At 67.0% G+C, this 26,950-nt stretch carries 22 protein-coding genes and 2 tRNA genes; 12 read left to right on the forward strand and 12 right to left on the reverse strand.

The annotated features are described in order from the left end of the window. Positions 1 to 58: 58 nt before the first annotated feature. The 3 genes from ABIB51_RS16780 to ABIB51_RS16790 form a co-directional block, all read right to left on the reverse strand. A complete protein-coding gene (locus ABIB51_RS16780; protein WP_354190012.1) occupies positions 59 to 4,612 on the reverse strand; it encodes an ExeM/NucH family extracellular endonuclease in 4,554 nt (1,517 codons plus the stop codon). 423 nt (positions 4,613 to 5,035) lie between these two features. Then, complete coding sequence (locus ABIB51_RS16785; protein WP_354190014.1) at positions 5,036 to 5,839, reverse strand: VOC family protein; 804 nt, start codon at positions 5,837 to 5,839, stop codon at positions 5,036 to 5,038. A gap of 734 nt (positions 5,840 to 6,573) precedes the next feature. Further along, positions 6,574 to 6,661, reverse strand: a tRNA-Ser gene (locus ABIB51_RS16790). A gap of 160 nt (positions 6,662 to 6,821) precedes the next feature. Here ABIB51_RS16790 and ABIB51_RS16795 point away from each other — a divergent pair. The 7 genes from ABIB51_RS16795 to ABIB51_RS16825 all read left to right on the forward strand — a co-directional run bounded on the left by ABIB51_RS16795 (position 6,822) and on the right by ABIB51_RS16825 (position 13,383). Continuing rightward, positions 6,822 to 7,805, forward strand: a complete 984-nt coding sequence (locus ABIB51_RS16795; protein ID WP_354190016.1) for an NAD(P)H-quinone oxidoreductase — start codon at positions 6,822 to 6,824, stop codon at positions 7,803 to 7,805. Positions 7,806 to 7,968: 163 nt separating this feature from the next. Continuing rightward, positions 7,969 to 8,505, forward strand: a complete 537-nt coding sequence (locus tag ABIB51_RS16800; protein ID WP_354190018.1) for a PadR family transcriptional regulator — start codon at positions 7,969 to 7,971, stop codon at positions 8,503 to 8,505. Between the two features lie 166 nt (positions 8,506 to 8,671). Then, positions 8,672 to 10,972 (forward strand): carbon starvation CstA family protein, encoded by a 2,301-nt coding sequence (locus tag ABIB51_RS16805; RefSeq protein WP_354190020.1) that lies wholly within the window; start codon positions 8,672 to 8,674, stop codon positions 10,970 to 10,972. Between the two features lie 13 nt (positions 10,973 to 10,985). Continuing rightward, complete coding sequence (locus ABIB51_RS16810; RefSeq protein ID WP_354190022.1) at positions 10,986 to 11,177, forward strand: YbdD/YjiX family protein; 192 nt, start codon at positions 10,986 to 10,988, stop codon at positions 11,175 to 11,177. Between the two features lie 147 nt (positions 11,178 to 11,324). Next, complete coding sequence (locus ABIB51_RS16815) at positions 11,325 to 11,969, forward strand: bacterial proteasome activator family protein (protein ID WP_354190024.1); 645 nt, start codon at positions 11,325 to 11,327, stop codon at positions 11,967 to 11,969. Between the two features lie 7 nt (positions 11,970 to 11,976). Then, positions 11,977 to 12,432, forward strand: a complete 456-nt coding sequence (locus tag ABIB51_RS16820) for a hypothetical protein (RefSeq protein ID WP_354190026.1) — start codon at positions 11,977 to 11,979, stop codon at positions 12,430 to 12,432. A gap of 105 nt (positions 12,433 to 12,537) precedes the next feature. Further along, on the forward strand, positions 12,538 to 13,383 hold the full coding sequence (locus ABIB51_RS16825) for an aldo/keto reductase (protein ID WP_354190028.1): 846 nt from the start codon (positions 12,538 to 12,540) through the stop codon (positions 13,381 to 13,383). Between the two features lie 136 nt (positions 13,384 to 13,519). Here the strand turns inward: ABIB51_RS16825 and ABIB51_RS16830 are convergent, their stop codons facing one another. Genes ABIB51_RS16830 through ABIB51_RS16840 form a run of 3 tightly spaced genes read right to left on the reverse strand, consistent with a single transcriptional unit; the run spans position 13,520 to position 16,042 of the window. After that, on the reverse strand, positions 13,520 to 13,699 hold the full coding sequence (locus tag ABIB51_RS16830; protein WP_354190030.1) for a hypothetical protein: 180 nt from the start codon (positions 13,697 to 13,699) through the stop codon (positions 13,520 to 13,522). Positions 13,700 to 13,738: 39 nt separating this feature from the next. After that, positions 13,739 to 14,737, reverse strand: coding sequence for a hypothetical protein (locus ABIB51_RS16835; protein ID WP_354190032.1), 999 nt, complete (start codon positions 14,735 to 14,737; stop codon positions 13,739 to 13,741). 45 nt (positions 14,738 to 14,782) lie between these two features. Further along, on the reverse strand, positions 14,783 to 16,042 hold the full coding sequence (locus ABIB51_RS16840; protein WP_354190034.1) for an MFS transporter: 1,260 nt from the start codon (positions 16,040 to 16,042) through the stop codon (positions 14,783 to 14,785). 312 nt (positions 16,043 to 16,354) lie between these two features. Between ABIB51_RS16840 and ABIB51_RS16845 the strand changes: the two genes are divergently transcribed. Next, the gene (locus ABIB51_RS16845) at positions 16,355 to 17,197 is read left to right on the forward strand and encodes an endonuclease/exonuclease/phosphatase family protein (RefSeq protein ID WP_354190078.1); all 843 of its coding nucleotides are present in this window, start codon (positions 16,355 to 16,357) and stop codon (positions 17,195 to 17,197) included. 97 nt (positions 17,198 to 17,294) lie between these two features. After that, positions 17,295 to 18,359 (forward strand): MsnO8 family LLM class oxidoreductase, encoded by a 1,065-nt coding sequence (locus ABIB51_RS16850; RefSeq protein WP_354190036.1) that lies wholly within the window; start codon positions 17,295 to 17,297, stop codon positions 18,357 to 18,359. Here ABIB51_RS16850 and ABIB51_RS16855 read toward each other — a convergent pair. From ABIB51_RS16855 to tmk, 5 genes are all read right to left on the reverse strand, one after another. Next, complete coding sequence (locus ABIB51_RS16855; protein WP_354190038.1) at positions 18,312 to 19,523, reverse strand: CAP domain-containing protein; 1,212 nt, start codon at positions 19,521 to 19,523, stop codon at positions 18,312 to 18,314. The two genes, ABIB51_RS16850 and ABIB51_RS16855, sit on opposite strands and share 48 nt — an antisense overlap. 191 nt (positions 19,524 to 19,714) lie before the next feature. Further along, positions 19,715 to 19,787: transfer RNA gene (locus ABIB51_RS16860), tRNA-Thr, on the reverse strand. Between the two features lie 147 nt (positions 19,788 to 19,934). After that, complete coding sequence (locus tag ABIB51_RS16865; protein WP_354190080.1) at positions 19,935 to 21,494, reverse strand: alpha/beta hydrolase; 1,560 nt, start codon at positions 21,492 to 21,494, stop codon at positions 19,935 to 19,937. A gap of 105 nt (positions 21,495 to 21,599) precedes the next feature. Next, positions 21,600 to 22,742: a DNA polymerase III subunit delta' gene (locus ABIB51_RS16870; RefSeq protein WP_354190040.1), complete on the reverse strand. Its 1,143-nt coding sequence runs from the start codon at positions 22,740 to 22,742 to the stop codon at positions 21,600 to 21,602. Beyond that, a complete protein-coding gene (gene tmk / locus ABIB51_RS16875) occupies positions 22,739 to 23,395 on the reverse strand; it encodes a dTMP kinase (protein WP_354190042.1) in 657 nt (218 codons plus the stop codon). Before tmk ends, ABIB51_RS16870 begins: the two co-directional genes overlap by 4 nt. Positions 23,396 to 23,483: 88 nt before the next feature. Here tmk and ABIB51_RS16880 point away from each other — a divergent pair, with 88 nt between their 5' ends. Further along, positions 23,484 to 24,680, forward strand: a complete 1,197-nt coding sequence (locus ABIB51_RS16880; RefSeq protein WP_354190044.1) for a trans-sulfuration enzyme family protein — start codon at positions 23,484 to 23,486, stop codon at positions 24,678 to 24,680. A gap of 10 nt (positions 24,681 to 24,690) precedes the next feature. Beyond that, entirely contained in the window at positions 24,691 to 25,044 is a 354-nt protein-coding gene (locus tag ABIB51_RS16885) for a DUF2516 family protein (protein WP_354190046.1), read from the forward strand. A gap of 186 nt (positions 25,045 to 25,230) precedes the next feature. On the opposite strand, the gene ABIB51_RS16890 is transcribed toward ABIB51_RS16885, so the two are convergent. Beyond that, positions 25,231 to 26,079: a class I SAM-dependent methyltransferase gene (locus ABIB51_RS16890; RefSeq protein ID WP_502916160.1), complete on the reverse strand. Its 849-nt coding sequence runs from the start codon at positions 26,077 to 26,079 to the stop codon at positions 25,231 to 25,233. A 93-nt stretch (positions 26,080 to 26,172) separates the two neighbouring features. On the opposite strand from ABIB51_RS16890, the gene ABIB51_RS16895 reads away from it, so the two are divergent. Continuing rightward, positions 26,173 to 26,919 carry a phosphoglyceromutase gene (locus ABIB51_RS16895; protein WP_354190048.1) on the forward strand — a complete coding sequence of 249 codons (747 nt, stop codon included), beginning with the start codon at positions 26,173 to 26,175 and terminating at the stop codon, positions 26,917 to 26,919. Positions 26,920 to 26,950: the final 31 nt, after the last annotated feature.

A 26,950-nucleotide genomic window follows, 5' to 3' on the forward strand; every position in this document is an offset into this window, starting at 1 on the left:
ATATGTCCAGTGGTGCGGCCCAGGGGAGGGCATGATCAGTGCCTGAAAGGCTACGGAACTAGCTCTTCAGGCACTTCTGGTACTGGATCCAGGCGATCGAGTACTTGATCCAGCCGAACACGTCGTACCACTTCTTCGGCGGCACCGGCGCCTTGCACATCGGCGGGACAGGTGTGCTGGCCGCGACCAGGATGCCCGCCTTCACCAGCGTTCCGGATTCGACGGCGGTGAGCACCAGGGTGCCCGTCCCGGCGGCTGCGCCGGCCGGAACCGTCAGGTCCACCTTGGCGGCGCCGGCGGATACCGGGACCGTGCCCAGCGTGGTCACGGTGCCCTTCGCATCCGTGAACTCGGCGCGCAGCGAGGTGTTGGCCGGGCTGCCCAGCGAGGTGAGGTCCAGTTTGGAAACCGCCAGCGCGATGGCGTCACCGCCCTTGACCTCGGCCGCGGTGGTGTTCACCACAGCCACCGAACGGCGTGCGAAGTCCGGCGAGACCGGGTTGTGGCCCTGCAGGTACTTGATCCACGCGTCCCGGTCCACCAGCCCGGAGTCCTTGGTGTTACTGCCGGACTTGAAGATCCGGAAGTTGTCACCGCCCGTTGCCAGGAAGCTGAACGTGCCGATCCGGTAGGACTTCGCCGGGTCAATCAGTGCACCGCTGACCCGGATGGAGGTGATGCGGTCACCCGCGGTGCGGGCGGCATCGTAGGTGTAGTTGACGTTCTTGGACAGGCCCAGCTGCTGGTAGGCGCGGCTGGGTACCGTGCCGTCAGGATTGGTCTGCCACTGCTGCTCCAGGAGCGTCTTGAACTGGGCGCCGGTCAGGGACGTGGTCCAAAGGTTGTTTACGAACGGCAGGACCGCGTTGGCCTCGGCGTAGGTGATGGTGCCGTCGGGTGCGTAGTACAGCTCGGTGCGCAGCCCGCCCGGGTTCACGACGCCGATTTCGGCGGCGCCGAGTTCCGGTGCCTTGAGCGAGTCCACGAGGGAATCCGCGACGAGGTTGCCGAGGGTGGATTCGCTCGCGCGGTCATCCCGCACTGCGGGGGAGCCGCCGAAGGCCGTGGTGATATCCGCCGTCACCTTACCTACCGGCTGGTTGCCGACCACGGCGGCGTCCGCGATTGCCTTGTCGACGATGGTTTTGACGGCCGCGACCCGCGGATATTTCGCCACGAGGTCCGCCGCCGGCTGTTCCGCCGTCGTGGTGCGCTGGACGTTGCCGGCCTTGTAGCCGGTCACTGACATCGTCTTGGTGTCGATGGTCAGCTGGATCTGGCCGATGTACTCGCCGTAGTTTCCGGTCTGGACGATGGGGCGGGTCTTGCCCTCAACGCCGGGTACCGGAGCATCCCAGGAGTACTGCTTGTGGGTGTGGCCGTTGAAGATGGCGGCAACATCCGGGGTGACCCCGGTGACCATCTTGGCGAAGGGGCCGCCAGCGGCGACCTCCTGCGCCAGGCTGGACCCCTCGGGCGCACCGGACCCGGCGCCGTCGTGGTTCTCCACGATGATCACGTCGGCCAGCTTCTCCGCCTTGATCTTCGCGGCCACCCCGTTGACGGCCTCGACGGCGTCGCCGAATTCAAGGTCGGCGATCCCGGCGGGGGTGACCAGGGAGGGGACCTCCTGGGTGACGGTGCCGATCACCGCGACTTTGATGCCGTTCAGGTCGAGCACGGTGTATTCCGGCAGGACCGGCTCCGTGGTGCCCTTTTTGTAGACGTTGGCGCCCAGATAGGGGAACTTGGCGTTGGCTCCGCCGGCGACGATCCTGTCGCGCAGATCGGTCCAGCCGCCGTCGAACTCGTGGTTGCCTACCGCGGACGTCCGCAGTTCCAGCGCGTTGAGCACGTCGATGGTCGGCTGGTCCTTGGCCACCGCGGAGGCGAAGAGCGAGGCTCCGAGGTTGTCGCCCGCGGAAATGAATGCCGTGGCGCCCGGGGCCGCCGCGGCCCGCAGTTTCTCAATGGTTCCGGCGAAGAACACGGTGTTCGAATCGATGCGGCCGTGGAAATCGTTGATGCCGAGGAAGTTCAGCTCCACGCTGGCCGGGGTGACGGGCAAGTTCAGGCCCACGACCACCGGATCGTGGTCGCTGGCGCGGAACGGGTCCGGAGCGTAGTAGTCGGTGACGTTGTTGTTGTAGCGGCTGTACTCGAGCGCGACGGACTCCACCGAGTTGATGTTCCAGATGTCCGCGCCCGTGACGACGGCGTTGGCGGCCGGCGAGGCGAGGATGTGGTCCAGCGAACCCACCATGCCTCCGAAGAGGTAGGAGTGCTTAGCGGAGCCGTCCGCGTTCTTTGCCTTCTCGTCCTGGTTGACGTACCCGGCGCCGGTGAGGACGTTGATGGGGTCCTCCTTGGCGTAGGAGTTGAAGTCGCCGATCAGGAAGACCCTGTCGGTGCCCTTGGACTTCTGCAGTTCGTCCGAGAACGCCAGGAGGGACTTGGCCTGGGCGGTCCGGGCGAGGTTGGAAGCGCCCTGGCCCTTGTCGGTGTCCTCCGGGGTGGCGGCGGAGCCCTTGGACTTGAAGTGGTTGGCGATCGCGATGAACTTCTTGTCATCGGCGGCGCCTGCCGGCTTGAAGACCTGGGCCATCGGCTTGCGGGCGCTGGTGAAGGCGACGGTGTCGTTGTGGATGATGGACTCGCCGACGGGTTCCGCCGCGGCCTTTTTGTAGATGAAGGCGGTGCGGATCATGTCCTCGTCGGCCAGCGGGGGTGCGTTGGCGGGTGTGCGGACGTAGTCCCAGATGCCGGGGGTGGCGATGTTCAGCACGTCGACCAGCTTTGACAGGGCGTCGTCCCGGTTCTTGCCGAACTGGGCGGAGTTTTCGACTTCCATGAGGGACACGACGTCGGCGCCGGACTTGGTGATGGCGGCCGCGATCTTGTCCTGCTGGCGCTTGAGGTTCTCCGCGTTCGCGGCTCCGCGGACATCGCAGCCGCCCCTGACGGTTATCGGGTTCCCGGCACGGTCCGTGTAGAAGGTGCAGCCGGCGATCTGGTCCCCGGTGGTGGGGAAGTAATTCAGCACATTGAAGGAGGCGATCTTCAGGTTGCCGCCCACGGCAGCCGGGGCGTCCGCGCGGGTGGCGCCGAAGGTGGCCGGCTGGACCGTGCCGGCGTTGGCGGCGGTCAGCTGGCCCAGCGGCTGGAGCTTCCAGGAGTTGTTGGCGTAGCTGAGCACCGCGTTGGTCTTGAAGGTCACCGGGGCGCCGACCCGGACGGGGTCCGCCGTCGTCAGGTACGGGAGCGGCTGTCCCTTGGTGGCGGCGTCCTTGAGGAAATTGGTGGTGGCACCGTCGTCGAGCTTGATGCCGCGGGCGGCATTCCCGGCGACGGTGGCGGTGTAGTCGGCGGAGCCGTAGGGTGCGACGGCGGTGGGCTGCTCGAGCGGGCTGCTGCCGCCGGCAAGGCCGAGCTCGCCGTACTGGTTCAGCGAGAAGTTGTCGGCGACGGTCACCGGTCCTTCCGGGGTCAGCAGCATGGCCTCGAGGGACTCACGGAACGCCTCGTCGGCGGGGAGCGTGAAGCCGGTGGCTTTGACCTCGGGCGCGGCTTCGGTGAGCTTCTTCAGGTCCGTCGCGGCGGCGACCGTCAGTTGGGTCATGCCGAAGAACTCGCTGACGGCGCCGGTGATCTCGACGTAGTCGCCGATCCGGACCGAGTCGACCGTCGAGGGGGAGAAGACAAAGATGGCGTCCGACGCCGTGTGGTTGGCCGGCGTCAGATCGCCGCCGGTGCCGGGGGTCTGGATGTAGTAGCCGGAAAAGCCGCCGGTGGGGAACGTCGCGGTGACCTTGCCGCGGGTGACGACTGCGGCGCCGGCCAGCGGGCTTGCTGCGCCGTTGCCCTGGATCTCGGCGATGGTCTTGGTGGCAGGGGGAGTGACGGGGCCCGGATCGACCGGTCCCGGGTCAACCGGGCCGGGGTCGGCGGCGCCGTTGGGGGCCTTCGGGGTGACGGCCGCGTTGAGGGCGAAGTCGGTGGAGTTGTTGTTGCTGTCCGCGCCGTCGGTGCGATTCAGGCTCTTGACGTCTGTGGTGCCGGACGGTGCCTTTGCCGCCTGGGTTTCAAAGGTCAGCGAGCTGCCGTAGCCGAGCAGGTCAGCCACTGTCCCTTGCTCAATGACGGATCCGGTGCCGAGGTCGGTGATGGCAGTGGCTTGCCTGGCGAGCACGATTGTTCCGCCTGTGCCGCCCGGGTTGAAACCGGTGGCGGTGGCTTCTGCTGCCGGCAGGTCCAGGCCGTTGGCTCCGTTGCTGCCACCCTTGAGCAGGTAGTAGCCCTTGGCCGGGATGGAGCCGGCGAGGACCGCTACGTTGCCGGGCGCGCCGGAATTTCCGGGGGCGCGGTACTGGAGGGACCAGCCCTCGAGCGACACCGGGGCATCGGAGGTGTTGTATAGCTCGACAAACTTGTTCTTGAAGGCGGCTCCGGCGCTGCCGCCGCTGAGGTACGCCTCATTGATGGTGACCGGCGACGTGCCGGCCGCTGCCGGGGAGACCTCCACGGCGAACGCCGGCACGGCCGTCAGCGGGGCCGCGATCAGCGCCGCCGACAGTGCTGTGCCCAGCGCTGTTTTCCAGGGTGTTTGTTTCATCCGCTCGAACTCTCATTAGGGTGCAACGGGTAAGGGGCAGGGTGCAGTGCGTCCGCCGGGTGCAGCGGATAGTAGCCGGCCTGAACTCCTGGTCAAGTCGTGCCGGGCCCATCAAAACAGGGGTGAATGAACAACGTGTGGATTAAACGTGCATTCGGCGGGACGTCCCCCAGCGAGACGCGCCGCAGCCTTCCCGGAGCGGCTCGAAAGCCCCGGGCAATGGTGACTGGTGATGCAGGTGAGCGGTATCCGGGTGCCTCCACCGGGCGCTCCACAGCAGAATACCGGCCAGTAGCCCTTGGGAAAGGGTCTGGCCGGTATTTCTTACAACAATTTTTGTAAGTGGAGCGGGAAGGGCTGTCCGGTCCCGCTTTCGGATTCCTCTTCGGCCCCGCCACGGCTGGGCGGTCGGCCCCGCTACGGCTAGGCGCCCGCGGCGGCTTGGGCCCCCTGTCCCGTGTCAGCCACGATCTTGAACATGGCGCCGGTGGGATCGGCAAGGGTGGCGAGCCGTCCGAACGGGGTGTCGTCCGGCCCGTCGACTACCCGGGCACCCATGGACAGGGCCTTCGTGATGGAGGCGTCGGCGTCGTCAACGGCGAAGTAGACCTGCCAGTTGGACGGGACCTCGGCGGGGAGGTAGGCCGAGGCGTCCATGATCCCTGCCTTGGCGGCGTCCCCGGCTCCCAGCGTGGTGTAGCGGAATTCAGGAGTGTTGCTCATGACGTCGGTGTCCCAGCCGAACACGTCCTGATAGAACTTGACGGCGGTGGCGTAGTCCTTGGCGTGGAGCTCGTGCCACGCCGGGGCGCCGGCCTCCGCCGCCAGCTCATAGCCTTTCATTTCAGCCGGCTCCCACACGCCGATGGAGGCCCCGGTGGCATCGGCGATCATGGCCATGCGGCCCTGGTCCGGCACGTCCATGGGCTGCATGTGGACCTGTCCGCCGTTTTGGGCCGCGGCCTCCACGGTCGCCGCCGCGTCCCCAGAGCGCAGGTAGGTGCTCCACATGTCCGGCATGCCCGCCATGGACTCGTCCTTCTGCATCATGCCGGCAACTGTTTTACCGCCCTTCGCCGCCGTGATGTACCCGCCGTATTTTTCCTCGTCGCCGGTTTGGAAGGTCCAGCCGAAGAGCTCCCCGTAGAACGCCTTGGCTTTGTCGGAGTCCGAGGTCATCAGATCGATCCAGCATGGTGCGCCGTTGGTGTGGTCAGGTGTTGGCATTGCAGGCTCCTGCTCTTTGTGGCGGCACATGCGCGCTGCGGCGGGCGCCGGATTCGTGTGGGTGGTGGAGACATCAGAGAGACTATGCCGGGGGACCGACGGTTTCAATGGTTCGCCGGTTCGCCGGCGCACATTCGCACGGAACTGCCCGCGTGCGGCGGGCCTGTGCATAACCCGGGCCGACTCTGCCCGGCCTATGGCCTAATGGGCGGATGGCGACAGCGAAACCCCTTCCGGCGGAACTGGCGGCCCGCTCCTTCACCATCGGCGAAGCGCGGCACCACGGCCTCTCCCCATGCCGGGCCAAGGCCAAGGATCTGCACGTCCCCAGCCTCGGCATCCGGGTCCCCACCGCACGGGAGCAGTCCCTCCCGGCACGGGCCCGGCCGTACACGCAGCTGGGTCCGCCGGACTGCGTGAGCCTTTTCTCGGCGGCGGCAATTCATCGCTTGAAACTGCCCGGCACTTTGACGGAAGTGTCCGGGCCGGTTTCCGGACAGCTCCTGCACGGCGGCCACCACCTGACGCCGGCACAGCAGCATTCCGATGCGCTGGGCAATGAGCGCACAGCCAGCGCCGGCTGGCGGCAGCTGGTCCTCACCAAGCTCGATGTCAGAAACGGCGAAGACTGGGTGCTGATGCGTGTCCGGCAGGCGTTGCGGGAACAGGGTTGGCCCGGGGCGCAAAAATGCCCCCGGCTCTGCGGCAATCGCAAGAACCAGGGGCATTATTCGCGGAAGGTAAGAGATTCGAACTCTTGGTACGGGGTCACCGCACACTGGTTTTCAAGACCAGCTCCATCGGCCGCTCGGACAACCTTCCCTAACGAGTAGTGTTCCATAGGCAGTCGGCTGCCACAAAAAATCGTGCGCGCGCTCGCCGACACGGACGCTTCCCCCACATACTCTGGAGGAAGTGCCGCCGGACGCGGCCTGCCGCAGGCGCATCCTGCACTAAGCAAGCAAGGAATCGGGAGTTCTCCATGAAGGCTGTCTACATCTCTGAGCCCGGCGGACCCGAGGCCCTCGAAGTCCGCGAAGTCCCGGCCCCGCAACCCGGCACCGGCGAGGTGCTGATCGACGTCGTCGCCGCAGGACTCAACCGCGCCGATGTCCAGCAGCGCAAGGGCCATTACCCGCCGCCGCCCGGCGCCTCGGACATCCCCGGACTGGAGGTGTCAGGCCGGATTGCCGGCTTCGGCCCCGGCGTGACGAAGCCATTCTCCATAGGAGACAAGGTTGTGGCGCTGCTCGCCGGCGGCGGTTACGCTCAGCAGGTCGCCGTACCCGCGGGGCAGGTCCTGAGGATCCCCGACGGCGTGGACCTGGTGACCGCCGCTTCCCTGCCGGAGGTCGCGGCCACGGTCTACTCCAACCTCATCATGACGGCCCAGCTGCAGCCGGGCGAGACGGTGCTCATCCACGGCGCCACCGGCGGCATCGGCACCATGGCCATCCAGCTCGCGAAGGCCCTGGGCGCCGTCGTGGCCACTACCGCCGGCACCGCCGAGAAGGTCGGCACTGCGAAGGCGTTCCTCGGCGCGGACATCGCGATAAACTACGCCGAGGAGGACTTCCCGGAGAGCCTGCGCGCCCAGAACGGCGGCAAGGGCGCGGATGTCATCCTCGACGTCGTCGGGGCCAAATACCTCAGCCAGAACGTTGACGCCCTGACAGATTACGGACGGCTGGTGGTGATCGGGCTGCAGGGCGGGGCCAAGGGCGAGCTGGACCTCGGCCAGCTCCTCAGGAAGCGCGCCGCGATCATTGCGACCGCACTGCGTCCACGGCCGGTGGAGGAAAAGACCGTCATCATGAACGCGGTCCGCGACGCCGTCTGGCCGTTGCTGGCCGACGGCCGGATCCGGCCGCTCGTCGCCAAGACGTTCCCGCTGGACCAGGTCCAGGCGGCACACCGCTACTTCGACTCGGGCGACCACGTAGGCAAGATCCTCCTGGTGATGTAGCGGCGACGTTGGGGCGGAGCCGGGCAGCCCAGGCGATCTATGCCGCTTCCGGCATACGCCTTTTGCTTCGGGACCCTCAAGGACGGTAGGGTGACTCTATACGCGGTATACACGCGTCTTGGGGCGCGTGTATGCTGTCGTCCTCGCTACCTCCGGGAGCATCATGTCTATCCGCCACAGCCTCCTCGCCCTCCTGCGGGACCGCCCGCGCTACGGATACCAGCTGCGGATCGAGTTCGAGGACCGGACCGGAGCCTCGTGGCCCGTCAACATCGGTCAGGTTTACACCACGCTGGACCGGCTGGAACGGGACGGCCTGGTCCGCAAAGAGGGCGCCGACGGCGAAGGCCACGTGGTCTACAGCATCACTCCCGACGGCCTGGCCGAAGTCCGTAACTGGTTTGGCTCGCCCGTTCCCCGCGCCACCCCGCCACGCAATGAGCTGGCCATCAAACTGGCACTCGGGTTGACCGTTCCCGGCGTCGACGTAGGGGCCATCATCCAGGCCCAGCGCGGAGTTTCGATCAGGGCGCTGCAGGACTACACGAAGTCCCGCCGCGAGACCGCGGCGCAGGGACGCCCCGCCGACACCGCACGGCTCCTGGTCCTGGATTCGCTCATTTTCCAGACCGAGGCCGAGGTCCGCTGGCTCGATCTTTGCGAGGCCCGCCTGATGCAGCTGGCCAACCCGCCGCGCTAATCCTTCGGCGCATTTCCGCCGTTTCCGCGACCGTTCATCGCCGCCTCCGGACCGTCCGGCGCACGACTACCGTGAAGCCATACCCCTGGAGTTGCCGGATTGGTAGGGTGCCTTGGGACGGATTCGTACAGTGGATTTGTCCGGCTGGGTTTCTCAAGGAGGAGACATGGGCACAATGCCAGATGGCACGCCAAAAAACGTACAGGTCGATGACGGCATTACGCCGGATCCGACTCTGCCGCCCACCTCGGTGGACGACTCCGTCCGCGAAGCCGATGAGCGCAAGTGGACGCCGACCAAGATTGCGATCTGGGTGGCAATCTCCCTGCTGGGCGCCGTTGCCTGGTTCATGCTCGCCATCGTCCGCGGCGAAACCGTCAACGCGATCTGGTTCGTCTTTGCGGCCGTCTGCACCTACCTGATCGGCTACCGCTTCTACTCCAAGTTCATTGAGCGCTACCTGCTCAAGCCGAACGACCGGCGTGCCACCCCGGCCGAGTACAAGGCCGACGGCAAGGACTACGTCCGCACGGACCGCAACGTGCTCTTCGGCCACCACTTCGCCGCCATTGCCGGTGCCGGCCCGCTGGTGGGCCCGATCATCGCAGCCCAGATGGGCTACCTGCCGGGCACCATCTGGATCATCTTCGGCGTCGTACTGGCCGGGGCCGTCCAGGACTACCTCGTCATGTTCTTCTCCATGCGCCGCGGCGGACGGTCCCTGGGCCAGATGGCCCGCGAGGAACTCGGCGTCATCGGCGGCGCGGCCGCACTGATCGCTACCCTGCTGATCATGGTGATCATTGTCGCCATCCTCGCCCTCGTCGTAGTGAACGCTTTGGCCGAGAGCCCCTGGGGTGTCTTCTCCGTCGGCATGACCATCCCGATCGCCCTCTTTATGGGTGTGTACCTGCGCTTCATCCGGCCCGGGAAAATCATGGAAGTTTCCCTGATCGGCTTCGTGCTGCTGATGGCGGCCATCATCGGCGGCGGCGCCGTCGCCAACACCGAGTGGGGTGCCGCGCTCTTCACCCTGGACAAGGTCACTCTCGCCTGGGCTCTCATTGTCTACGGCTTCATCGCCGCGATCCTGCCGGTCTGGCTGCTGCTGGCACCGCGCGACTACCTCTCCACCTTCATGAAGATCGGCGTCATTGTGATGCTGGCCCTGGCCGTCATCGTGGTCCGCCCGGAAATCACCGTCCCGGCCTTCAGCGAGTTCGCCAGCCGCGACAACGGTCCGGTCTTCCCGGGTGCCCTGTTCCCGTTCCTGTTCGTCACCATTGCCTGCGGCGCCCTGTCCGGTTTCCACGCGCTGATCGCCTCCGGCACCACGCCGAAGCTCATCGAGAAGGAACGCCAGAGCCGTTACATCGGTTACGGCGGCATGCTGATGGAGTCCTTCGTGGCGATCATGGCCCTCGTGGCCGCCATCTCGATCGACCGCGGTCTGTACTTCGCCATGAACGCTCCGGCCGCCCTCACCGGCGGCACCGCGGAATCGGCCGCCGCCTGGGTCAACAGCCTCGGACTCTCCGGCGTGAACATCAGCCCGAGCCTGCTCACGGAGACGGCAGCCAACGTGGGCGAGGAAAGCATCATCTCCCGTACCGGCGGCGCGCCCACCCTGGCCGTGGGCCTGGCCCACATCATGCAGCAGTTCATCGGCGGCACCGCCCTGATGAGCTTCTGGTACCACTTCGCCATCATGTTCGAGGCGCTGTTCATCCTGACCGCGGTCGACGCCGGCACGCGTGTTGCCCGCTTCATGCTGCAGGACTCGGTCGGCAACTTCATCCCGAAGTTCAAGGAGCACTCCTGGCGTCCGGGGGCCTGGTTGGCCACCGCCGTCATGGTCGGCGCCTGGGGTGCCGTGCTGCTGATGGGCGTCACCGACCCGCTGGGCGGCATCAACACGCTGTTCCCACTGTTCGGCATCGCGAACCAGCTGCTGGCTGCCATCGCCCTGTCCGTCTGCATGGCCATTGCGGCGAAACGCGGTTCCTTCAAGTACCTCTGGATTGTGGCACTCCCGCTGGCCTTCGCAGCCGTGGTAACCATCACGGCCAGTTACCAGAAGATCTTCTCCTCCACCCCCGCTGTCGGCTACTTCGCAAACAACGCGGCGTTCTCCAAGGCCCTCGCGGAAGGCAAGACATCCTTCGGTACGGCCAAGACGGTCCCGGCCATGGAGGCCGTAGTCCGCAACACCGCGATCCAGGGCTGGCTCTCGGTCATCTTCGTGGTGCTCAGCATCATCGTCATCGCGACGGCGCTGCTGGCCACCTACAAGGCGTTCCGCAACGCCAGGGCCGGCGTGGCCAACAACGACCACGAGGATCCCGCCCTGCCGTCCCGCGTTTTCGCCCCGGCGGGTCCGCTGCCTACGGCGTCCGAGCGTGAGCTCCTGGCCGAATGGAACAAGCTCCCGGCGGACAAGCGGTTCGAAAAGGCCGCCCACCACTGATACGGAGAAAGTCATGAATGCGGTGCTTGCAGCATTCCGGGGCTTCGCCCGGTATCTCGGCGGCGTGATGGGCGCGGATGCCTATACGAAGTACCTGGCACACCACGCCGAGGCCGGTCACGGCTCCCAGCCCATGACGGAGCGGGAGTTCTGGCGTGATCAGACGGACCGGCAGGACAGCAACCCGCAGGGCAGGTGCTGCTGACCCGGGTTGTTGATCCGGCCGCTTTTCGGGAGGACGCCGTCTTGCACAATAGTGCCCGACGGCGTCCTCCTCCGTTGGTATGTCCCTGCGGTTTCGCGGACGCAGCGGCCGGCAGGTTTCCGGACCGGCGCGTGAGAGTATGAAGCCATGAGCGATCCGAACGCCACGCACCCTGCCGAAGACGTTCCCGTCGAGGGCACCACCCTGGACGAGGCCGCGCCCTTGGCCGACAAACCGCGGACGCCGCAGCCCGGGCCGGCCTCGTCCGAGCACCTGAGGGGCACCCAGCTGCAGGACCTGGTGGACCAGCCCGCGAAGGTCATGCGCATCGGCACCATGGTCAAGCAACTACTGGACGAAGTGAAGTCCGCGCCCCTTGATGACGCGGCCCGGACCCGGCTTGCCGCCATCCATGAACGTTCGATCAAGGAACTTGAGGACGGCCTCGCACCCGAGCTCGTTGCCGAGCTTGAGCGGATCAACCTGCCCTTCGTGCATGACGCCACTCCCTCGGATGCAGAACTGCGGATCGCCCAAGCCCAGCTGGTCGGCTGGCTCGAAGGACTCTTCCACGGGATTCAGACGGCCATCGCGACGCAGCACGCTGCCAGGGAGCACACCTTCGCGCAGATGCAGCTACGCCAGTTGCCGCCGGGAACGGTGATTGCCCCCGGCGTCGTCATTGGAGAGAACGGCGAACCGCAGCGGGCCGCCGCGCCCAGGCCCGGAGCGGTCCCCGCCCAAACGCCCGAGCCCGCCGATCCGGACCACGGTCCCGGCCAGTACCTCTAGGACACCCTTGGGCTTCTTCAGTACCGCCCGGCAGGGCAAGAAAGACGACGCCGAACTCGGCAAAGGCCTCTGGCGGCGTGCCCATGACCGCTTCACCCGCGGCCTGGACCGGTACCATCAGGTCCTGGAAGGCGTGGAGGACGAAGCGCTCTATAACGAACTCGTGGACATCGCCAATGAGCTGTCCGAACTCGCCGTCCGGGTCAGGGTGGTCTGCGTCGAGGCCCAGCGGCGCTCGCCCAGCGACGGCCTCGACATCCCCGGCGCCTTGGCCGGCGTCCACCGCTCGCTGTCCACCGCAGGAAACTCCCTCGCCACTACGGCCGAGGCGGCGGCGATGCTCCGGCTCGCCGTCGGGCCCGTCCCGGTCGGCGCGGTGTCGGTCAGGCGGCGGGCAGAATCGGTGCAGGAACACGTCAGCGACGCCGAAAGGCGTCTTGCCGAAGCCTCCGCCGGGGACTGAGACCTCCTGCGACGAACCGCGGCCTGCAGGTATTCCCGGTTACGCGGCTAGCTTAGCGTTGCCTCTGCACTGGCAGGACCGCGCGGAGGTTGGCAGGATGGGCGGATGACTTCTTCTCCGGAACTGACATTCAATGACGGCAACACCATCCCCCAGCTCGGCTACGGGGTGTGGCAGGTTGAAGACGATGTAGCCGAAAAGGTGGTTGTCCAGGCCTTCGAAGCCGGGTTCCGCCATATCGACACCGCGAAGATCTACGGCAACGAAGCAGGAGTCGGCCGTGCGATCGAGCGCTCCGGCCTCAAGCCCGAGGAAATCTTCATCACCACCAAGCTGTGGAATGCGGACCAGGGCTACGAGTCCACGCTGAAGGCGTTCGAGTCCTCCATGGAGCGGCTTGGCCTCGAGACCCTGGACCTGTACCTGATCCACTGGCAGCAGCCGAAGCAGGACAAGTACGTCGACACTTGGAAGGCGCTCATCGAGCTGCAGAAGCAGGGGCGTGTGAAGACCATCGGCGTCTCCAACTTCACCAAGGAAGGCCTGCAGCACCTGATCGACGAGACCGGCGTTGTGCCGGCCATCAACCAGGTCGAACTGCACCCGTTCTTCAACCAGGCCGACCTCCGTGAGTTCAACGCCTCCAAGGGTATCCTCACCCAGGCATGGTCGCCGCTGGGCCAGGGCGGCGAACTCCTGGAGAGCGCCGTGATCGCCCAGATCGCGGCGAAGCACAACGCCACGCCGGCCCAGATCGTGATCGCGTGGCACCTCGCCATCGGCAACGTCGTCATCCCCAAGTCCGTGACCGAGTCCCGGATCCGCGAGAACTACGCGGCGCTGGATGTCACGCTGGATGAGACCGACGTGCAGGCCATCAACGGCCTGGACAACTCGGCGGAGGGCGCCGGACGGATCGGCCCCGACCCGGCAGTCTCCGACTTCGCCTAGCCCAACGGTTCGCCTCAGCCGCCGGATAAACTAGGCAGCTGAACCACGGACCGCGGCAGGGGCCTTCACCCGATACGGGTGGGGGCCCTTTCTGCTGGGCAGGTCCGTCGGGTTCGCCGTCCGATGCTCCGGCGGCTCAGGCGGCCTTCTTGTGCTGCAGCAGCGGGACGGCGTCGATGACCGCCCAGCCGTCCTCGTCCTGAACCCGGCGGCTCGCGAAACGCTCGGCATCGGCGGCGGCGTCGAAGGCCTCGGTGCGGACCCGGCCGCAGTCGGTGTCCAGATACGTCACTTCAAAGTACTGGTTCGTTTCCATGAATTAAGTGTGCAACCGGCCTACGACAGTATCCGGTCCCTAGCCCGGCGTGTTGCCAAGCCGCAGCACCCGCTCCCGGGCGAGGTCCTCCTTGCGCTGTGCCCTGTCCGAGGCCCGGACTGCCTGCTGTGCCTGTGCGGCGGCCACCTCGTGCCGTTTGCGCGCCGCCTTGAGGTCCAGTTCAGTCTGCTCCAGCTGCTGCCTGAGGCGGCGTGCCGCATCGGCCAGCCCGGCCGCGAGCGACCGAGCCTCGCCCAGTTCGTGCCCGGACCGCAGGGCTTCTTCGGTGGCCTCCCGCGCGGCCTGTTCGGCCTCGTCGAACGCGGCCCGGGCGCGCTCCAGCGCCGACGGCGTGGCCGGCCGGGGTTCCTCCCTCACTGCCCGCAGCCGGGGTTGGGCCGCCGGTTGCGCCGTCCGGGAAGGTCCGGAAAGGGCTGCGGTCCGGGAAGCGCCGGACGAGGCTGTCGAGGAAAACGGAGCTGTCGTGGGGACAGCAACGGAGGGCAGCGCCACGGCGCCGGCCAGGTCGACGACGTCGACGCCGTCGGCGGACAGTGCCCGGAGCAGGCGCCCGCTCTGTGCCGCCGCCGCGGCGCCTTCGTCCGCCGTGGCGGCGCGCAGTGTCTCTTCCACTTCCGTAGCGATCGCACCGCTGATCTTCCGGCCGTTCCCAGCTGCCACTGCCTGGGCATCCCGGACGGCCGCGGCCAGGAGCTGCCGCCGTTGTTGGGCCAACTGACGGAGTTCCGCCGCGTCGAGGGCCGATTGCGCGGCGCGCATGGACTGCCCCAGCTCGGCGAGTTCACGGAGCGTTTCGGGCCTTTGCACCGCGAGCATGTTCACGGTCCACGCTGCCACGGACGGCTTGGGCAGCAACCGCACGTCCGCGGCGAGGGACCGCTGTTGCTGTGCCGCCGGTCCCTTTGCGGGCGCTGCGGCGGCCACGTCTTTCGCCGCGGCCGTCCGGGCGGCCACAAAGTCGTCGAATGGCAGGGCATAGAGTCCTGCCGCAATGCCCGCTAGCTCCAGCTCTCCCATGCATGAATCATAGAAGCAGTGGCCCCGCCCCTGGCTACCGCGGTCTCAAGAGTGACGCGAGGTCCGCAGGGTCACCAGGAGGACCACAAAGGCGACCGCCTGCAGCGTTGCCACCGCCCCGATCAGCAGGGGCATCGTGTTGTAGAGCGCACCGTACAGGGCCCCGCCCGCCAGCAATCCCGCCCCCTCGAAGGCCGCGAACACTCCGTACGCAGTGCCCTGCCGGAATTCCGGGACAAGGTCGGCAATCAGGGCCTTGACCGTGGAGTCCTGGATACCCGTGGCGGCTCCCCAGACCAGGACGCCGGCCAGGACCAAGCCGGCTCCCGGGGCGAATGCCAGGACCGGCACGGCGGCAATCAGGACCGGCAGGGCGAGGAGAACGCCCGGCCCGGCACGGTCGTAGGCGACGCCGCTCGCAAGGGCGCCGAGCGCCGCAGCACCCATCGCCCCGGCGTACAGCAGCGGAACCACCGGCACCGGAACGGCCACCGCCGTCGTCAGGTGAAAGGAGATGACACCGAACGCCACCAGGCCCGCGCTCCAGAAGAAGGCCGCGACGGCGAACAGGAAGAATGTCCCGGGCAGCGTCGGCGCCCGGCCCGCCGCCGGTTCGGACGCCGACGTCGGGCCTTGCGGCGGCTTGGCGGTGCCCGGATCCTGGAGCCGGCGGCGCAGCCAGGCCAACAGGAACAGCGCCGCGGCCGCCGGAACGGCCAGCACCGCGAAGGCCACCGGCAGGAGCCCGGTGGCGGCAAGCGCCGCGGAGACCAGGAGCGGCCCGAGCAGGGCCCCGGCGAGGTCGAGCGACTTGTGGACCGCGAAGCCACGGCCGCGCCCGACGGGCGTGGCGACGGCGGCCAGCAGCACGGTCTTTGCGGGGCTGCGGACCGCCTTCCCCACCCTGTCGCCGATGATGAGCGCGCAGGCCAGGAGCAGTCCGGCCGCCCCCACCAGCGGCGTCAGCGCGAGGACCGGGACACAGACAGCCGTGAGCGCATACCCGGCCATCGTGAAAGTCCAATACCTGCGGGTCCGGTCCGCCCAGGGTCCGAAGACCAGCCGGAGGCCCTGCGCGGCTGCCTCGGCACCGCCGGTCACGAGGCCCACGAGCAATGCGGAGGCGCCGAGCTGGGCCAGCAGTGGTCCCGCCAGCGGACGGGCGCCATCGGAAACGACGTCGGCCAGCAGGCTTACCAGGCCGAACCCGACCACCGGTCCCCAGGGCAGGCGCCGCCGCGTCCGGGCCGCCGCGGCGGGGCGCTCCGGTATGCGGGCTGGCACCCTCCGGCCGGGCCGTTCCATGTACCTAGGCTTGCCGACCGCCGGTCCAATGACAAGTGCTGTCGCCGGCTCCGCGCTCCCACCCGCATTCGTCCGGCCCCCTGGTGAACTGGCGCTCGAGGTTTGGCAAATGCTCTGTGCCTGACCGCGCCCCGGCGCTAAAATTCAGTCCTCATAACTCGCGTTATTGAGATACCCTTCAGGCCGGTTGAGGATAAGCGAACGGGGAATGCGTTGCTATCTTTCCAGCTGATTAATCCTGACCTCAGCCAGTCCAGGAAGCCGAGTCCCGTCACCGTCGCAGCGGTGATTCTATTTGTCGTCGGGACGTCCATGTTCGGTGCCGCACCGTCAACCGCGGCAGGCACCACAACCGTCAAAGTCGCTTCCTACAACGTTGACTCGGCCTGGCGGGAGGTGTCCCAGCCCGAAATCCCTCGGTGGGATGCGCGCCTTGTCGGCATCAAAAATAGCATCAACGCTGTGAAGCCTGACGTGATCGGCATTCAGGAAGCGCCGGACATCACCATTGGTCCGCGTCTGTACACCCAGGCCGCAGATATTCGGAAGGCGACCGGCTATGCCATGTACCAGCCGGCCAACGGCACGGCGGAACCGATCCCGATCTTGTGGCGTTCGGGGTTGTTCAAACTGACCGCAGCCAGTTACAAGATCTTCGAGTACAAGCGGTATCCGGACTTTGGCCGCGCGATGACCTGGGTAAAACTGAAGTCCCGGGCGACAGGCCACGATTTTTTCGTCTTCAACACGCATTTTGAGGTCGGCGCCGGCGCGCAGGCTGCCCGCAATTCCGAAGCCGCAATGCTCGCGGCCGAGATCAAGCGGGTCAACCCCGGTGGGTTGCCGGCATTTGTGACCGGGGACTTCAACGACACTTCCAGCAACTCCGCCCCGCAGACGGCCAGGCTCAACGCGATCGGGTACGGGGACAGTTACTGGATGACCGGTACAAGAATGCACCCGGAGTACAACACCTACAACGAGTACCGGAGGCCAAGGGTCGGCGGTTACCGCATCGACCAGGTGTATGCCGGTTCCGTCACCGGTATCACGGTCGTGTACTGGGAGAACTGGACGGCATTTGGCAACCAGATGGTGGGGGGACGCCCGCCCTCAGACCACAACATGATCTACACCGTCGCCACGTTCCAGTAGGGCACGTTGATTACGGCTCTACGGCCCGAAGCTGCACAAACTCCGGCGGTAGGCTCAGAACACGGAATTCCTCCCCCGCCGGAGTAGTTCCAGCAGTATGGCCTTTTCCCTTCCCCGGATTTCCCTCCTCGACCGTGCCAACGCCCGGACCGGGTTTCCCGCTGCGGAAACCCTGAACCGCGTACTCGAACGCGCCCGGCAGGCGGAGGAATTGGGATACCACCGCTTTTGGGTCGCCGAACACCACGCGGTTCCCGGCATCGACGGATCCGTTCCGGCCGTGCTGATGGCCGCCATTGCCGCCCGGACGCACTCCATCCGGGTCGGTTCGGGCGGCATCATGCTCCCTAACCACCAACCCCTCGTCGTGGCCGAGCAGGCAGCCACCCTGGAAGCCCTTCATCCCGGACGCATCGACTTGGGCGTTGGCCGGTCCGTCGGATTCACGCCGGCCGTCAGGAACGCGCTGCGTGCCGGGAAGCAGGACTCGGAGCGGTTTGCAGACGATCTGGCCGAACTCCTTGCGTATCTCTCGGGAAGTGCCCCGGTCACAGCGCGGCCGCAAAACGAGTCGGCAACCCCGGTTTTTGTGCTGGCCACGGGTGCGGGGATCGACATTGCCGCCCGGGCCGGTCTGGCCGTGGTGTTGGGCGGGCCCGCCGTGTTTAGGACGGACAGAAGCGGGAAACTGCCTGCGCTGGAAAGATACCGGTCCCAGTTCCGCCCCTCGCGATGGTTCGACGTGCCGTTCGTTGTGGTCTCTGCCAACGTGGCGGTGGGGGCCAGCAGCCAGGCGGCAAGGGAGCTGCTCCTGCCTGAAGCGGTCGCACTGGCCCGCTCGAGATCCACCGGCGAATTCGCGCCCTTGGCGCCGGTTGGCCCGGCGGACCTGGCAGCGCTGACTGTCCGGGAAAGGGAAGCGGTTGACGCGAGCCTGTCGACGTCGGTCTACGGCACAGCTTCCGAGGTGCAGTCGCAGCTGGAGGACCTGCTCGCGTCCTCCGGAGCCGATGAGCTGCTGGTCACCGGCGGGGCTTCCGACGTCGGGGCACAGTCGGAGTCCGATCGGCTCCTGGCCGGGCTGTTCGGACAAGACCGCGCGGGGAGAAGCCCGTCAGAAGCGGAAGGACCAATCCTGTGTGCCGGTGAGCCGGTACGTTGACCCGGAGGCCTTCGCGTTGAACTTCAGGACTTTGCCGTTCACTGCGGTGTACGTTCCGGCCCTCACGGCCTTTCCGCCCACGGAGTAGGTCACGCCCGCCTGGGCCGGGATCTTGTATTTGTTAGTGCTGCTGTTCAGGGCCGGTTTCGCCGGGGTCACCGCCTTGCGGAAGTCTCCCGTCCAGCTGGACGTCCCGGACAGTTTGTACCCGGGGGCAGCGGCAGCCGTGACGGCAATTCGGCGCCCGCTGCTCTTGTACGTCCCGGCGGCCACGGCCTTGCCGCCCACGGAGTAAACCACGCCGGTCTTTTTTGGGATCGCGTAAGTGCCGGTGGCCTTATTGAAGCTCGGGGCGGCAGGGGAGGCCCTGACCGGGGTGAAGTCGTAGGTCCAGGAGGCGGTGCCGCTCAGGGTGTAGCCGGCCTTTGCTTTCGCGGTAACGGCGATCTTCGCGCTGCCGCTGTACGTGCCTTTGGCCTTGGCGGCGCCGTTGACGGCGTAGACAACGCCAGTCCGGGACGGGATGGTGTATTTGCCGGTGGCGCGGTTGAACGTCGGGGCGGGGGCGGTTACTTTGACGGCGGTGCCGATTGCCGGAAGGCCATTGAAGTAGTCGCGGGGATGGTTGTACGACCCTGGCAGGACCACTCCGTCCCGGTAGCTGAAGAAGTTTGCGGTCGCGTAGGTGGCACCGTCCTGGGCAGCGGCGACGCCGATGCCCAGGTAGTCGTCGTCCGGGCGTGACATGTTCACGTTGTGCACCGGCGAATTGATCCACATGTCCACGAAGAACTGGCCGCTGGAGCGCCACGTGGCCCAGGCGATGTTTTCGGCCGCCGAATCCCACCCGGCCGCCGCACCGGAGACGTAATCACTGTTGTGATAGAACGCGCTCTCTGCCGCCATTGTCTTACTCCACTTCTGGGAGATGGATCCGATGGCAACGTTGAATTTGAGGCGCTTCAGGCCCTTGGACGCGCGGAAGGCATTGATCCCGTCGAAGGTTTCGATGATCGTCTGCCGGTTGCTCTGGTCGAAGAGGGCCAGTGAGGTGGACGCGGCCTTCGTGGCTGCCTGCGCCGGGCTGGCAACAGCTGCAGCGACCGGGCCGAGCAGGATTACGACCGCCAGCAGCGATGCGCCCAACGTCTTGCTGATTCCCAATTTTCCCCCAAGCAGCGGTGCCGGCTGAAGCGCGCTCGGCAGCTCCAGTCCGAATCATACGTTTCGGCAGGTCAGGCAAGGAAACCGGCCGCACCGGACCCCCTGCGCCCGCCGTCAGCGTGCCGGGCCCACCGCTTTCGACGGAAACGACAGAACCCCCGGAAATCATTGATTTCCGGGGGTTCTTCCCGAGCTTCCTGCCAGAATCGAACTGGCGACCTTCTCATTACGAGTGAGACGCTCTACCAACTGAGCTAAGGAAGCAACCGCATGCATCCCGGCGAACCGGGCGGATCATGCAAGAGACAACTGTAATAGAGTTCCGCCGCCCGGGTCAAAATGAGCTCACGCAGTCCCCGGCCGACGTCCCCGCGGACCCGGCCGCGTGCGGACCCGGGGCGCAAGGGAGTCTTAGCAGACGGTGTTGTCCGCGGGTGACTTTCCGTCCACCAGGTAGTTGTCGACGGCGTTGCCGATGCAGTCGTTGGAACGGCCGTAGGCGGTGTGGCCCTCACCCTTCCACGTCAGCAGCGAGGCATTGCCCAGCTGCTTCCGCAGCGAGCTGGCCCATTCCACCGGTGTGGCCGGATCCCCGGTGGTCCCCACGACAACGATCCCGGCAGAGCCCTTGTACTCCACCGGCGCCGGTGTCCGGACTGCCTTGTAAGGCCAGTCCTTGCAGTTGGTCCCGCCGTACGCAAAGTAGTACCCGAGCGTCGGGGAGTCCTGGCGCAGCTGCTGTTCGTCGGCACGCATCCCCGCGGTGTCCGTCACCATGGGGTAGTCCAGGCAGTTGATGGAGTTGAACGCAAAGGTGCTGTTCGACGAGTAAGTGCCGTCGGGCTGCCGGTCGGCGTTGAAGTCGGCCAGGCGCAGGAACTGGGTCGGATCGCCCTTTTGGATCTGGTCGAGGGCCTGGGTAAGGATCGGCCAGTTGCCGTCGTTGTAGAGCGGCACGATGATTCCGGTGACGAGGGTCGACGCCGAGACGATCCGGCCGTCCTTGGCCCGCATCGGGTTCGCCTCCACGGTCTGGATGAGATTGCGGATCTGCTGGATTCCGTCGTCCACGCTGCCGCTCAGCGGGCACGTGCTCTCCTGCTGGCACTTCTCCACGTACGCGCGGAGGGCCTTCTCGAAGGCCTTGGCCTGTCCGCTGGTTAGCTCCTCATAGCTGATCGCGGGATCGAGGGCACCGTCCAGGACCATCCGGCCCACGTTGTCCGGGAACAACGAGGCGTAGGTGGAACCGAGGAACGTCCCGTACGAGTAGCCGAGGTAGTTCAGTTTCGTGTCGTTCAGCGCGCCGCGCAGGACGTCAAGGTCCCTCGCCGCGGTCGCGGTATCGATGTGGCCCAGGAGGGGGCCCGTCTTTTCGGCGCACTTGGCCGCGATTTCTTGGTTGTCGGCGAGGGCAGCGTCCAGGCCGGCGTCGGTGTTCAGCGCGTAAATCTTGGCGCGGGAGGCATCGCGTTCCGGGTCGGTGAGGCAGCTGACCGGTGCGGAGCGCTTCACGCCCCGCGGGTCGAAGCCGACAATGTCGTAGTTCGCGCGGACCTTGGCGGAGATGTTGGTGGGCCCGGCGTCTTTGACGAAGTCATAACCCGAGCCGCCGGGACCGCCCGGGTTGACCAGCAGGCTGCCCTTCTTCGTGCCTTTGGTGGCCAGCTTGATGGCAGCTATTTCGATGCTGTCCCCGTCCGGCTTGCTGTAATCCAGCGGGACCTTGACCTTGGCGCACTCGAAGTCGCTCTCGCACGGCGTCCACTTGACCTGCTGCGAGTAGAAGCTGCGGAGCTCGGCCGGCGCCGAGGCAGCAATCGCGGGATCGGGCTGCCCCGGGTTGGCGTTTTTGGACTCCCCGCCGAAGAGGCTGCACGAGGCGAGCACCATGGCCAGCGCCATGGCGCCGACAGCCCGCGCACCGATCGCGACGGATCGGAATCTGGCGGGGCCTGGTCGTGCAGACATCATGCGGTTCTCCTCGATGGATTGGAACGGAGGGACGGGGCCGGCCGCCCCGGGCCGGGCAGGCAGCCAAGGCGGACAGCGGAAACGTGGTCGGACGGGAAACGGTCAGATAAGACTGCTGGCCATGGACTCGATGGCCAGCAGCGGAGCCACGTTGGTGGTCGTGATCCGCTTCCGGGCCTTGTTAATGGCGTCCATGCGGCCAAGCGTGGTTTCGGCACTGGAATTCTTGGCGAATTCTTCGAGTTCGCTTCTGAGTTCAAGGTTGACGAGTTCAACGGCGTTCCCCATCTGGATGATGAGCACATCCCGGTAAAAGGACAACAGGTCGGTGAGTGTGCGGTCAAGGGAATCGGTCACGGAACGCTTGGCGCGGCGTTTCTGGTCGTCCTCGAGTTGTTTCACCTGGGCGCGCATGGGCGGGGGCAAAGTGCCGCTTTCCGGGGCTCCCAGGGTGGCTAGCAGCGCAATTTTCTCCGCTGCATCACGCTCATCGTTGGAGCTGTTGGCTTCCTCTGTGGCGATCTTGACCAGCTTCTCCGCCATCAGGACCGCCGCCGTGACGCCGCGGAGGCCCAGCGGGAACCGCACGGTTTCGAGCCGGCGCTCCCGGGCCTCGGGATCCCGGGCCAGCCTGCGGGCGATCCCGACGTGGCTCTGAGCCGCGCGGGCCGCGCGTTCCGCGACGGCCTGGTCCACGCCGTCGCGCTTGACCAGCAGGGCCGCGACGTCGGCGGCTGGCGGCAGCCGCAGCGCCACCGCCCTGCACCGCGAGCGGATAGTGACCAGGACGTCGGCGGGGGACGGCGCGCACAGCATCCACACGGTGCGGGGAGTCGGTTCCTCGATGGCCTTGAGGAGGACGTTGGTGGTGCGCTCCGCCATCCGGTCCGCGTCTTCCACGACGATGATGCGCCAGCGGGCCGACGACGGCCGGTTGCCTGCGGTGGCCACGAGATCGCGGGCCTCGTCGATGGTGATGGTGACTTTCTCGGTGCGCACGAAGGCCACGTCCGAGTGTGTTTCACCGAGGATGGTCAGGCAGGCAGCGCATTCGCCGCAGCCACGACGGTTGACTTCCGCCTGGTCACAGTTCAGGGCCGCCGCAAAGGCCTTCGCAGCGTTGGACCGGCCGGAACCCGGCGGCCCGGTGAAAAGCCAGGCATGGTTGAGCCCGTCGCCCTCGGCCGCCTGGCGCAATTGCGCGACGACGGCGGGCTGGCCCCGGAGGTCGTCCCAGACAGTCATGCGTTCACGCGGCCGGACAGGGACAGCAGGGATTCGACCCTTTCGAGGATCCGTGCGGCCAGCTCTTCGACCGGCAGGTGCGCGGCGAGCACCAGATACTTTTCCGGCCGGGCCGCGGCAAGGTCAAGGAAAGCGGTCCGGATCTTCGTATGGAATTCGTCGGCCTCGGATTCCAGCCGGTCCTCGCCGGTATCTCCTGCTGTGCGCCGGCGGCGGCCGACCGCCGGGTCGACGTCGAGCAGCACGGTGAGATCCGGCTGGAGGCCGGACGTGGCCCATTCGTTGATTGTCCGGACGGCGTCCGTGCCGAGGTCCCGTCCCGCGCCCTGGTAGGCCACCGAGGAATCGATGTAACGGTCGGTGAGGACGATCTCGCCGCGGTCCAGGGCGGGCCGGATGACCTGGCCGGCGTGGGCGGCCCGGGAAGCCGCGAAGATCAGCGCCTCGGTGTGGGCGTCGATGTGGCCATGGCCATGGTCCAGCACGAGGGAGCGGAGTTTTTCGCCGATCGGGGTGCCGCCCGGCTCGCGGGTCCGCAGCACTTTGAGGCCGCGCGACTCAAGGGCCCGGAAGAGTTCGGCCGCCTGCGTGGACTTGCCGGCGCCATCGCCGCCTTCGAACGCGATAAAGAGTCCGGGGTTCTGGGTAGTCACTGCTCTAGCCTACCGACAATCCCTGACATCCGAGCGCCCCGGCGTAATGCCTTGGCGGCCCCGCGCGCCGCCGAAGTACCCTGTGACCATGAGCCTTTCCGAACAGCAGGCAGCCTCGCTTTCCGCCGAAACAGTGGTGGTGGCGGCGGGCCGGCCGCCGCGCACCCGTGATCAACCCGTCAACCCTCCGCTGGTGTTGTCCTCGACCTATTTCGGCACCGGGCCGCTGGGCGACGGCGACCGTGGCTACGGCCGGTATTCCAACCCCACATGGGACCCGTTCGAGGAAGCCCTGGGCCAGCTCGAAGGCGCCGCGCTGCCGGGACTGCTCTACGCCTCTGGTCTCGCGGCGGTCAGCTCCGCGCTGTCCCTGGTCCCGGCCGGGGGAGTGCTGGTGATGCCGTCCCACAGCTACGCCGGTTCGCTCGTGATGGCTACGGAACTGGCCGAAAAAGGCTTCCTGGAACTGCGCACGGTGGACATCGCCGACACGGACGCCGTGCTGGAACAGCTCGCGCCGGCGGGCGGAACACCGGCCAGCATGCTCTGGCTGGAGAGCCCCACCAACCCGATGCTCGGCGTCGCTGACATCCGTGCGCTGGCCGCGGCCGCGCACGCCGCAGGCGCCATCGTCGTCACCGACAACACCTTCTCCACACCCCTCGTGCAGCAGCCGCTCGCGCTGGGCTCCGACGTCGTCCTCCATTCGGTCACGAAGTATCTCTCCGGCCATTCCGACGTGGTGCTGGGCGCCCTCGTGACCTCCGACGCCGCGCTGCGCGCCACGCTGCTGCACCACCGCACCATCCACGGCGGGATCGCGGGCCCCTTTGAAGCGTGGCTGGCGTTGCGCGGACTGCGCACGCTTGCCCTCCGGATCGAACGCTCGCAGGCATCGGCGGCCGTGCTCGCCGAGCGCCTGAGCACACACCCTCGTGTCGCCAGCATCCGGTACCCGGGACTCAGCTCCGATCCGGGCCATGAGCGGGCCAAGGCGCAGATGAGGGGCTTCGGTTCCGTGCTGTGCATTGAAGTCGCCCCCGGAGGCGGCCGGGCCGGTAACCTCAGCGGGGCCGACGCCGCCGACCGGATGGTCCGTGCGCTGCACCTGTGGCTGCCGGCCACCTCGCTGGGCGGAGTGGAATCACTGATCGAACGCCGCCGCCGGCATGTCGCCGAACCGGCCAGTGTTCCCGAGAACCTGGTCCGTATGAGCGTCGGAATTGAAAACGTCGAGGACCTCTGGGCCGATTTGGAGCAGGCCCTGGCGACTCTGGACGGCTAGGCTGAGGGGTATGGACGGAAGAACGCTTATTTACTATGTCGACAACGGGGTTTACTTTCTCCTCGCCCTCGTAGCCCTGGTGCTTGAGGTGTGGGCGTTCTCCGATTGCATCCGCCACAAGGCTCCGGTATTTGAAGCCGTCTCCAAACGGACCAAGACCTTCTGGCTTGCCCTCACCGGTGCGGCCATGGCCGTCGGCCTGCTCTCCCTCCTGGGCGGCGGCGGAGGACTCCTCGGCCCGCTGGGGCTGTTCGGCCTCGCGGCGGTGACGGCCGCTTCCGTGTACCTCGCCGACGTCCGCCCAGCCGTCAAGGACGCGGGCCGCGGCGGGAACCGCAACATGGGACCCTACGGCCCCTGGTAGTCCCCACCGGCACCCTCAGCTCGCAAGCTCGCTCAGGGAACCCTGCCGGCGTGGGCCCACCCACCGGCACCCTCAGCTCGCAAGCTCGCTCAGGGAACCCTGCCGGCGTGGGCCCACCCACCGGCACCCTCAGCTCGCAAGCTCGCTCAGGGAACCCTGCCGGCGTGGGCCCACCCACCGGCACCCTCAAACCTTGGGTGCGACGGCGTCCCAGCTGACCGTGAGTTCGCCGAGCCGCCAGCGCGACGGTCCGTCCTGGACCGGCCAGCCGCCGTCGAGCATCGCCCGGCACATCGCCGTCCACCGCTGCCGGTTCCCGAACGAGGCCAGCGGCGCCGCCTCCAGCCAGGCCCGGTCCATTGCCTGCAGGTAGGAATGGACCCGTTCGCCCGGCACGTTCCGGTGGATGAGGGCTTTGGGCAGCCGTTCCGCCACCTCCGAGGGCAGCTCGAAACTGCCGAAACGCATCGACAGGCTGAGGCTCAGCGGGCGGCCGGCGTCGAGCGCCACCCATGTGACGCGCCGGCCGATCTCGTCGCACGTGCCGTCGATGAACAGGCCGCCTGGCGCCAGGCGGCCTTGCACCAGCCGCCAGATGTCGTGGACGTCGCTTTCCTCATACTGCCGCAGCACGTTGAAGGCGCGGACCAGCACCGGCCGGCCGGGAGTGGGGAGTTCGAACCCGCCCAGCTGGAAGCTGAGACCCGGCCGTTCCAGTTCCTGGGCGAGCCGGACCCGTTCCGGCTCGATCTCGATGCCGACCACCCGGACGTCCGGACGGATCACGGACAGCCGCTCAAAGAGTTCGACGGCGGTGGCCGGAGAGGCGCCGTAGCCGAGGTCGACCACGAGGGGGTCGGCCGCGGAACGGAGCCGCCACGCCTGCGGCCCGGTCAGCCAGCGGTCCAGGCGGCGCATCCGGTTCGGGTTTGTGGTTCCGCGGGTCACGTTGCCCACTGGCCGCCCGCTCCGGACCGCGCCCTTGGCACCTCCCCGCCTGACGGAGGCGTCCACGCGTTCAGCCTTATGCACCACATTCCCACCATATCCCGCGTCCACTAAGGGGACCGGTGCGGCATCAATGTAACGCTCGGCACTCGCCGTTGCCGCTCGGCTAGGATGAAAACCATGACTTACAAGCTGATTCTGCTGCGCCACGGCCACAGCGACTGGAATGCCAAGAACCTGTTCACCGGCTGGGTGGACGTTGACCTCAATGACCAGGGCCGTGCCGAGGCGGTTCGCGGCGGCGAGCTCCTCGTGGAGAACAACATCCTTCCGGACATCCTCTACACGTCGCGGTTGAAGCGGGCCATCAACACGGCGAACATGGCCCTGGAAAAAGCCGACCGCGGCTGGATCGACGTCAAGCGCGACTGGCGGCTCAACGAGCGCCATTACGGCGCACTGCAGGGCAAGGACAAGGCCCAGACCCTCGCCGAATTCGGCGAGGAGCAGTTCATGCTCTGGCGCCGGTCCTACGACACCCCGCCGCCGCCCCTGGCCGTCGATTCCGAGTTCTCCCAGGTGGGGGACCCGCGCTACGCGGACCTCGGCGACGCCCTTCCCCGCACCGAGTGCCTCAAAGATGTCCTGATCCGCCTGATGCCGTACTGGGAATCGGACATCAAGGAAGACCTCAAGGCCGGGAAGACCGTCCTGGTCACGGCGCACGGCAACTCGCTGCGCGCCCTCGTCAAGCACCTTGACGGGATCAGCGACGAGGCCATCGCCGGCCTGAACATTCCCACCGGTATCCCGCTGGTCTACGAACTGGACGAGGACTTCAAGCCGCTGAACCCTGGAGGCACGTACCTCGACCCCGAGGCGGCCGCCGAAGCCATCCAGGCAGTGGCCAACCAGGGCAAGAAGTAACGGTCCAGGACACAACGACGGCGGCCGGTCA

Source organism: Arthrobacter sp. UYCu712, assembly GCF_040547005.1.
Classification (GTDB): domain Bacteria; phylum Actinomycetota; class Actinomycetes; order Actinomycetales; family Micrococcaceae; genus Arthrobacter.

Coding starts and splice junctions, on each gene's coding strand:
- ABIB51_RS16795 (WP_354190016.1), top strand. CDS start 6,822: ATGAAGGCTGTCTACATCTCTGAGCCCGGCGGACCCGAGGCCCTCGAA.
- ABIB51_RS16845 (WP_354190078.1), top strand. CDS start 16,355: ATGTTCGGTGCCGCACCGTCAACCGCGGCAGGCACCACAACCGTCAAA.
- ABIB51_RS16780 (WP_354190012.1), bottom strand. CDS start 4,612: ATGAAACAAACACCCTGGAAAACAGCGCTGGGCACAGCACTGTCGGCG.
- ABIB51_RS16810 (WP_354190022.1), top strand. CDS start 10,986: ATGAATGCGGTGCTTGCAGCATTCCGGGGCTTCGCCCGGTATCTCGGC.
- ABIB51_RS16880 (WP_354190044.1), top strand. CDS start 23,484: ATGAGCCTTTCCGAACAGCAGGCAGCCTCGCTTTCCGCCGAAACAGTG.
- ABIB51_RS16830 (WP_354190030.1), bottom strand. CDS start 13,699: ATGGAAACGAACCAGTACTTTGAAGTGACGTATCTGGACACCGACTGC.
- ABIB51_RS16815 (WP_354190024.1), top strand. CDS start 11,325: ATGAGCGATCCGAACGCCACGCACCCTGCCGAAGACGTTCCCGTCGAG.
- ABIB51_RS16835 (WP_354190032.1), bottom strand. CDS start 14,737: ATGGGAGAGCTGGAGCTAGCGGGCATTGCGGCAGGACTCTATGCCCTG.
- ABIB51_RS16805 (WP_354190020.1), top strand. CDS start 8,672: ATGGGCACAATGCCAGATGGCACGCCAAAAAACGTACAGGTCGATGAC.
- ABIB51_RS16785 (WP_354190014.1), bottom strand. CDS start 5,839: ATGCCAACACCTGACCACACCAACGGCGCACCATGCTGGATCGATCTG.
- ABIB51_RS16800 (WP_354190018.1), top strand. CDS start 7,969: ATGTCTATCCGCCACAGCCTCCTCGCCCTCCTGCGGGACCGCCCGCGC.
- ABIB51_RS16885 (WP_354190046.1), top strand. CDS start 24,691: ATGGACGGAAGAACGCTTATTTACTATGTCGACAACGGGGTTTACTTT.
- ABIB51_RS16870 (WP_354190040.1), bottom strand. CDS start 22,742: ATGACTGTCTGGGACGACCTCCGGGGCCAGCCCGCCGTCGTCGCGCAA.
- ABIB51_RS16895 (WP_354190048.1), top strand. CDS start 26,173: ATGACTTACAAGCTGATTCTGCTGCGCCACGGCCACAGCGACTGGAAT.
- ABIB51_RS16840 (WP_354190034.1), bottom strand. CDS start 16,042: ATGGAACGGCCCGGCCGGAGGGTGCCAGCCCGCATACCGGAGCGCCCC.
- ABIB51_RS16865 (WP_354190080.1), bottom strand. CDS start 21,494: ATGTCTGCACGACCAGGCCCCGCCAGATTCCGATCCGTCGCGATCGGT.
- ABIB51_RS16825 (WP_354190028.1), top strand. CDS start 12,538: ATGACTTCTTCTCCGGAACTGACATTCAATGACGGCAACACCATCCCC.
- ABIB51_RS16850 (WP_354190036.1), top strand. CDS start 17,295: ATGGCCTTTTCCCTTCCCCGGATTTCCCTCCTCGACCGTGCCAACGCC.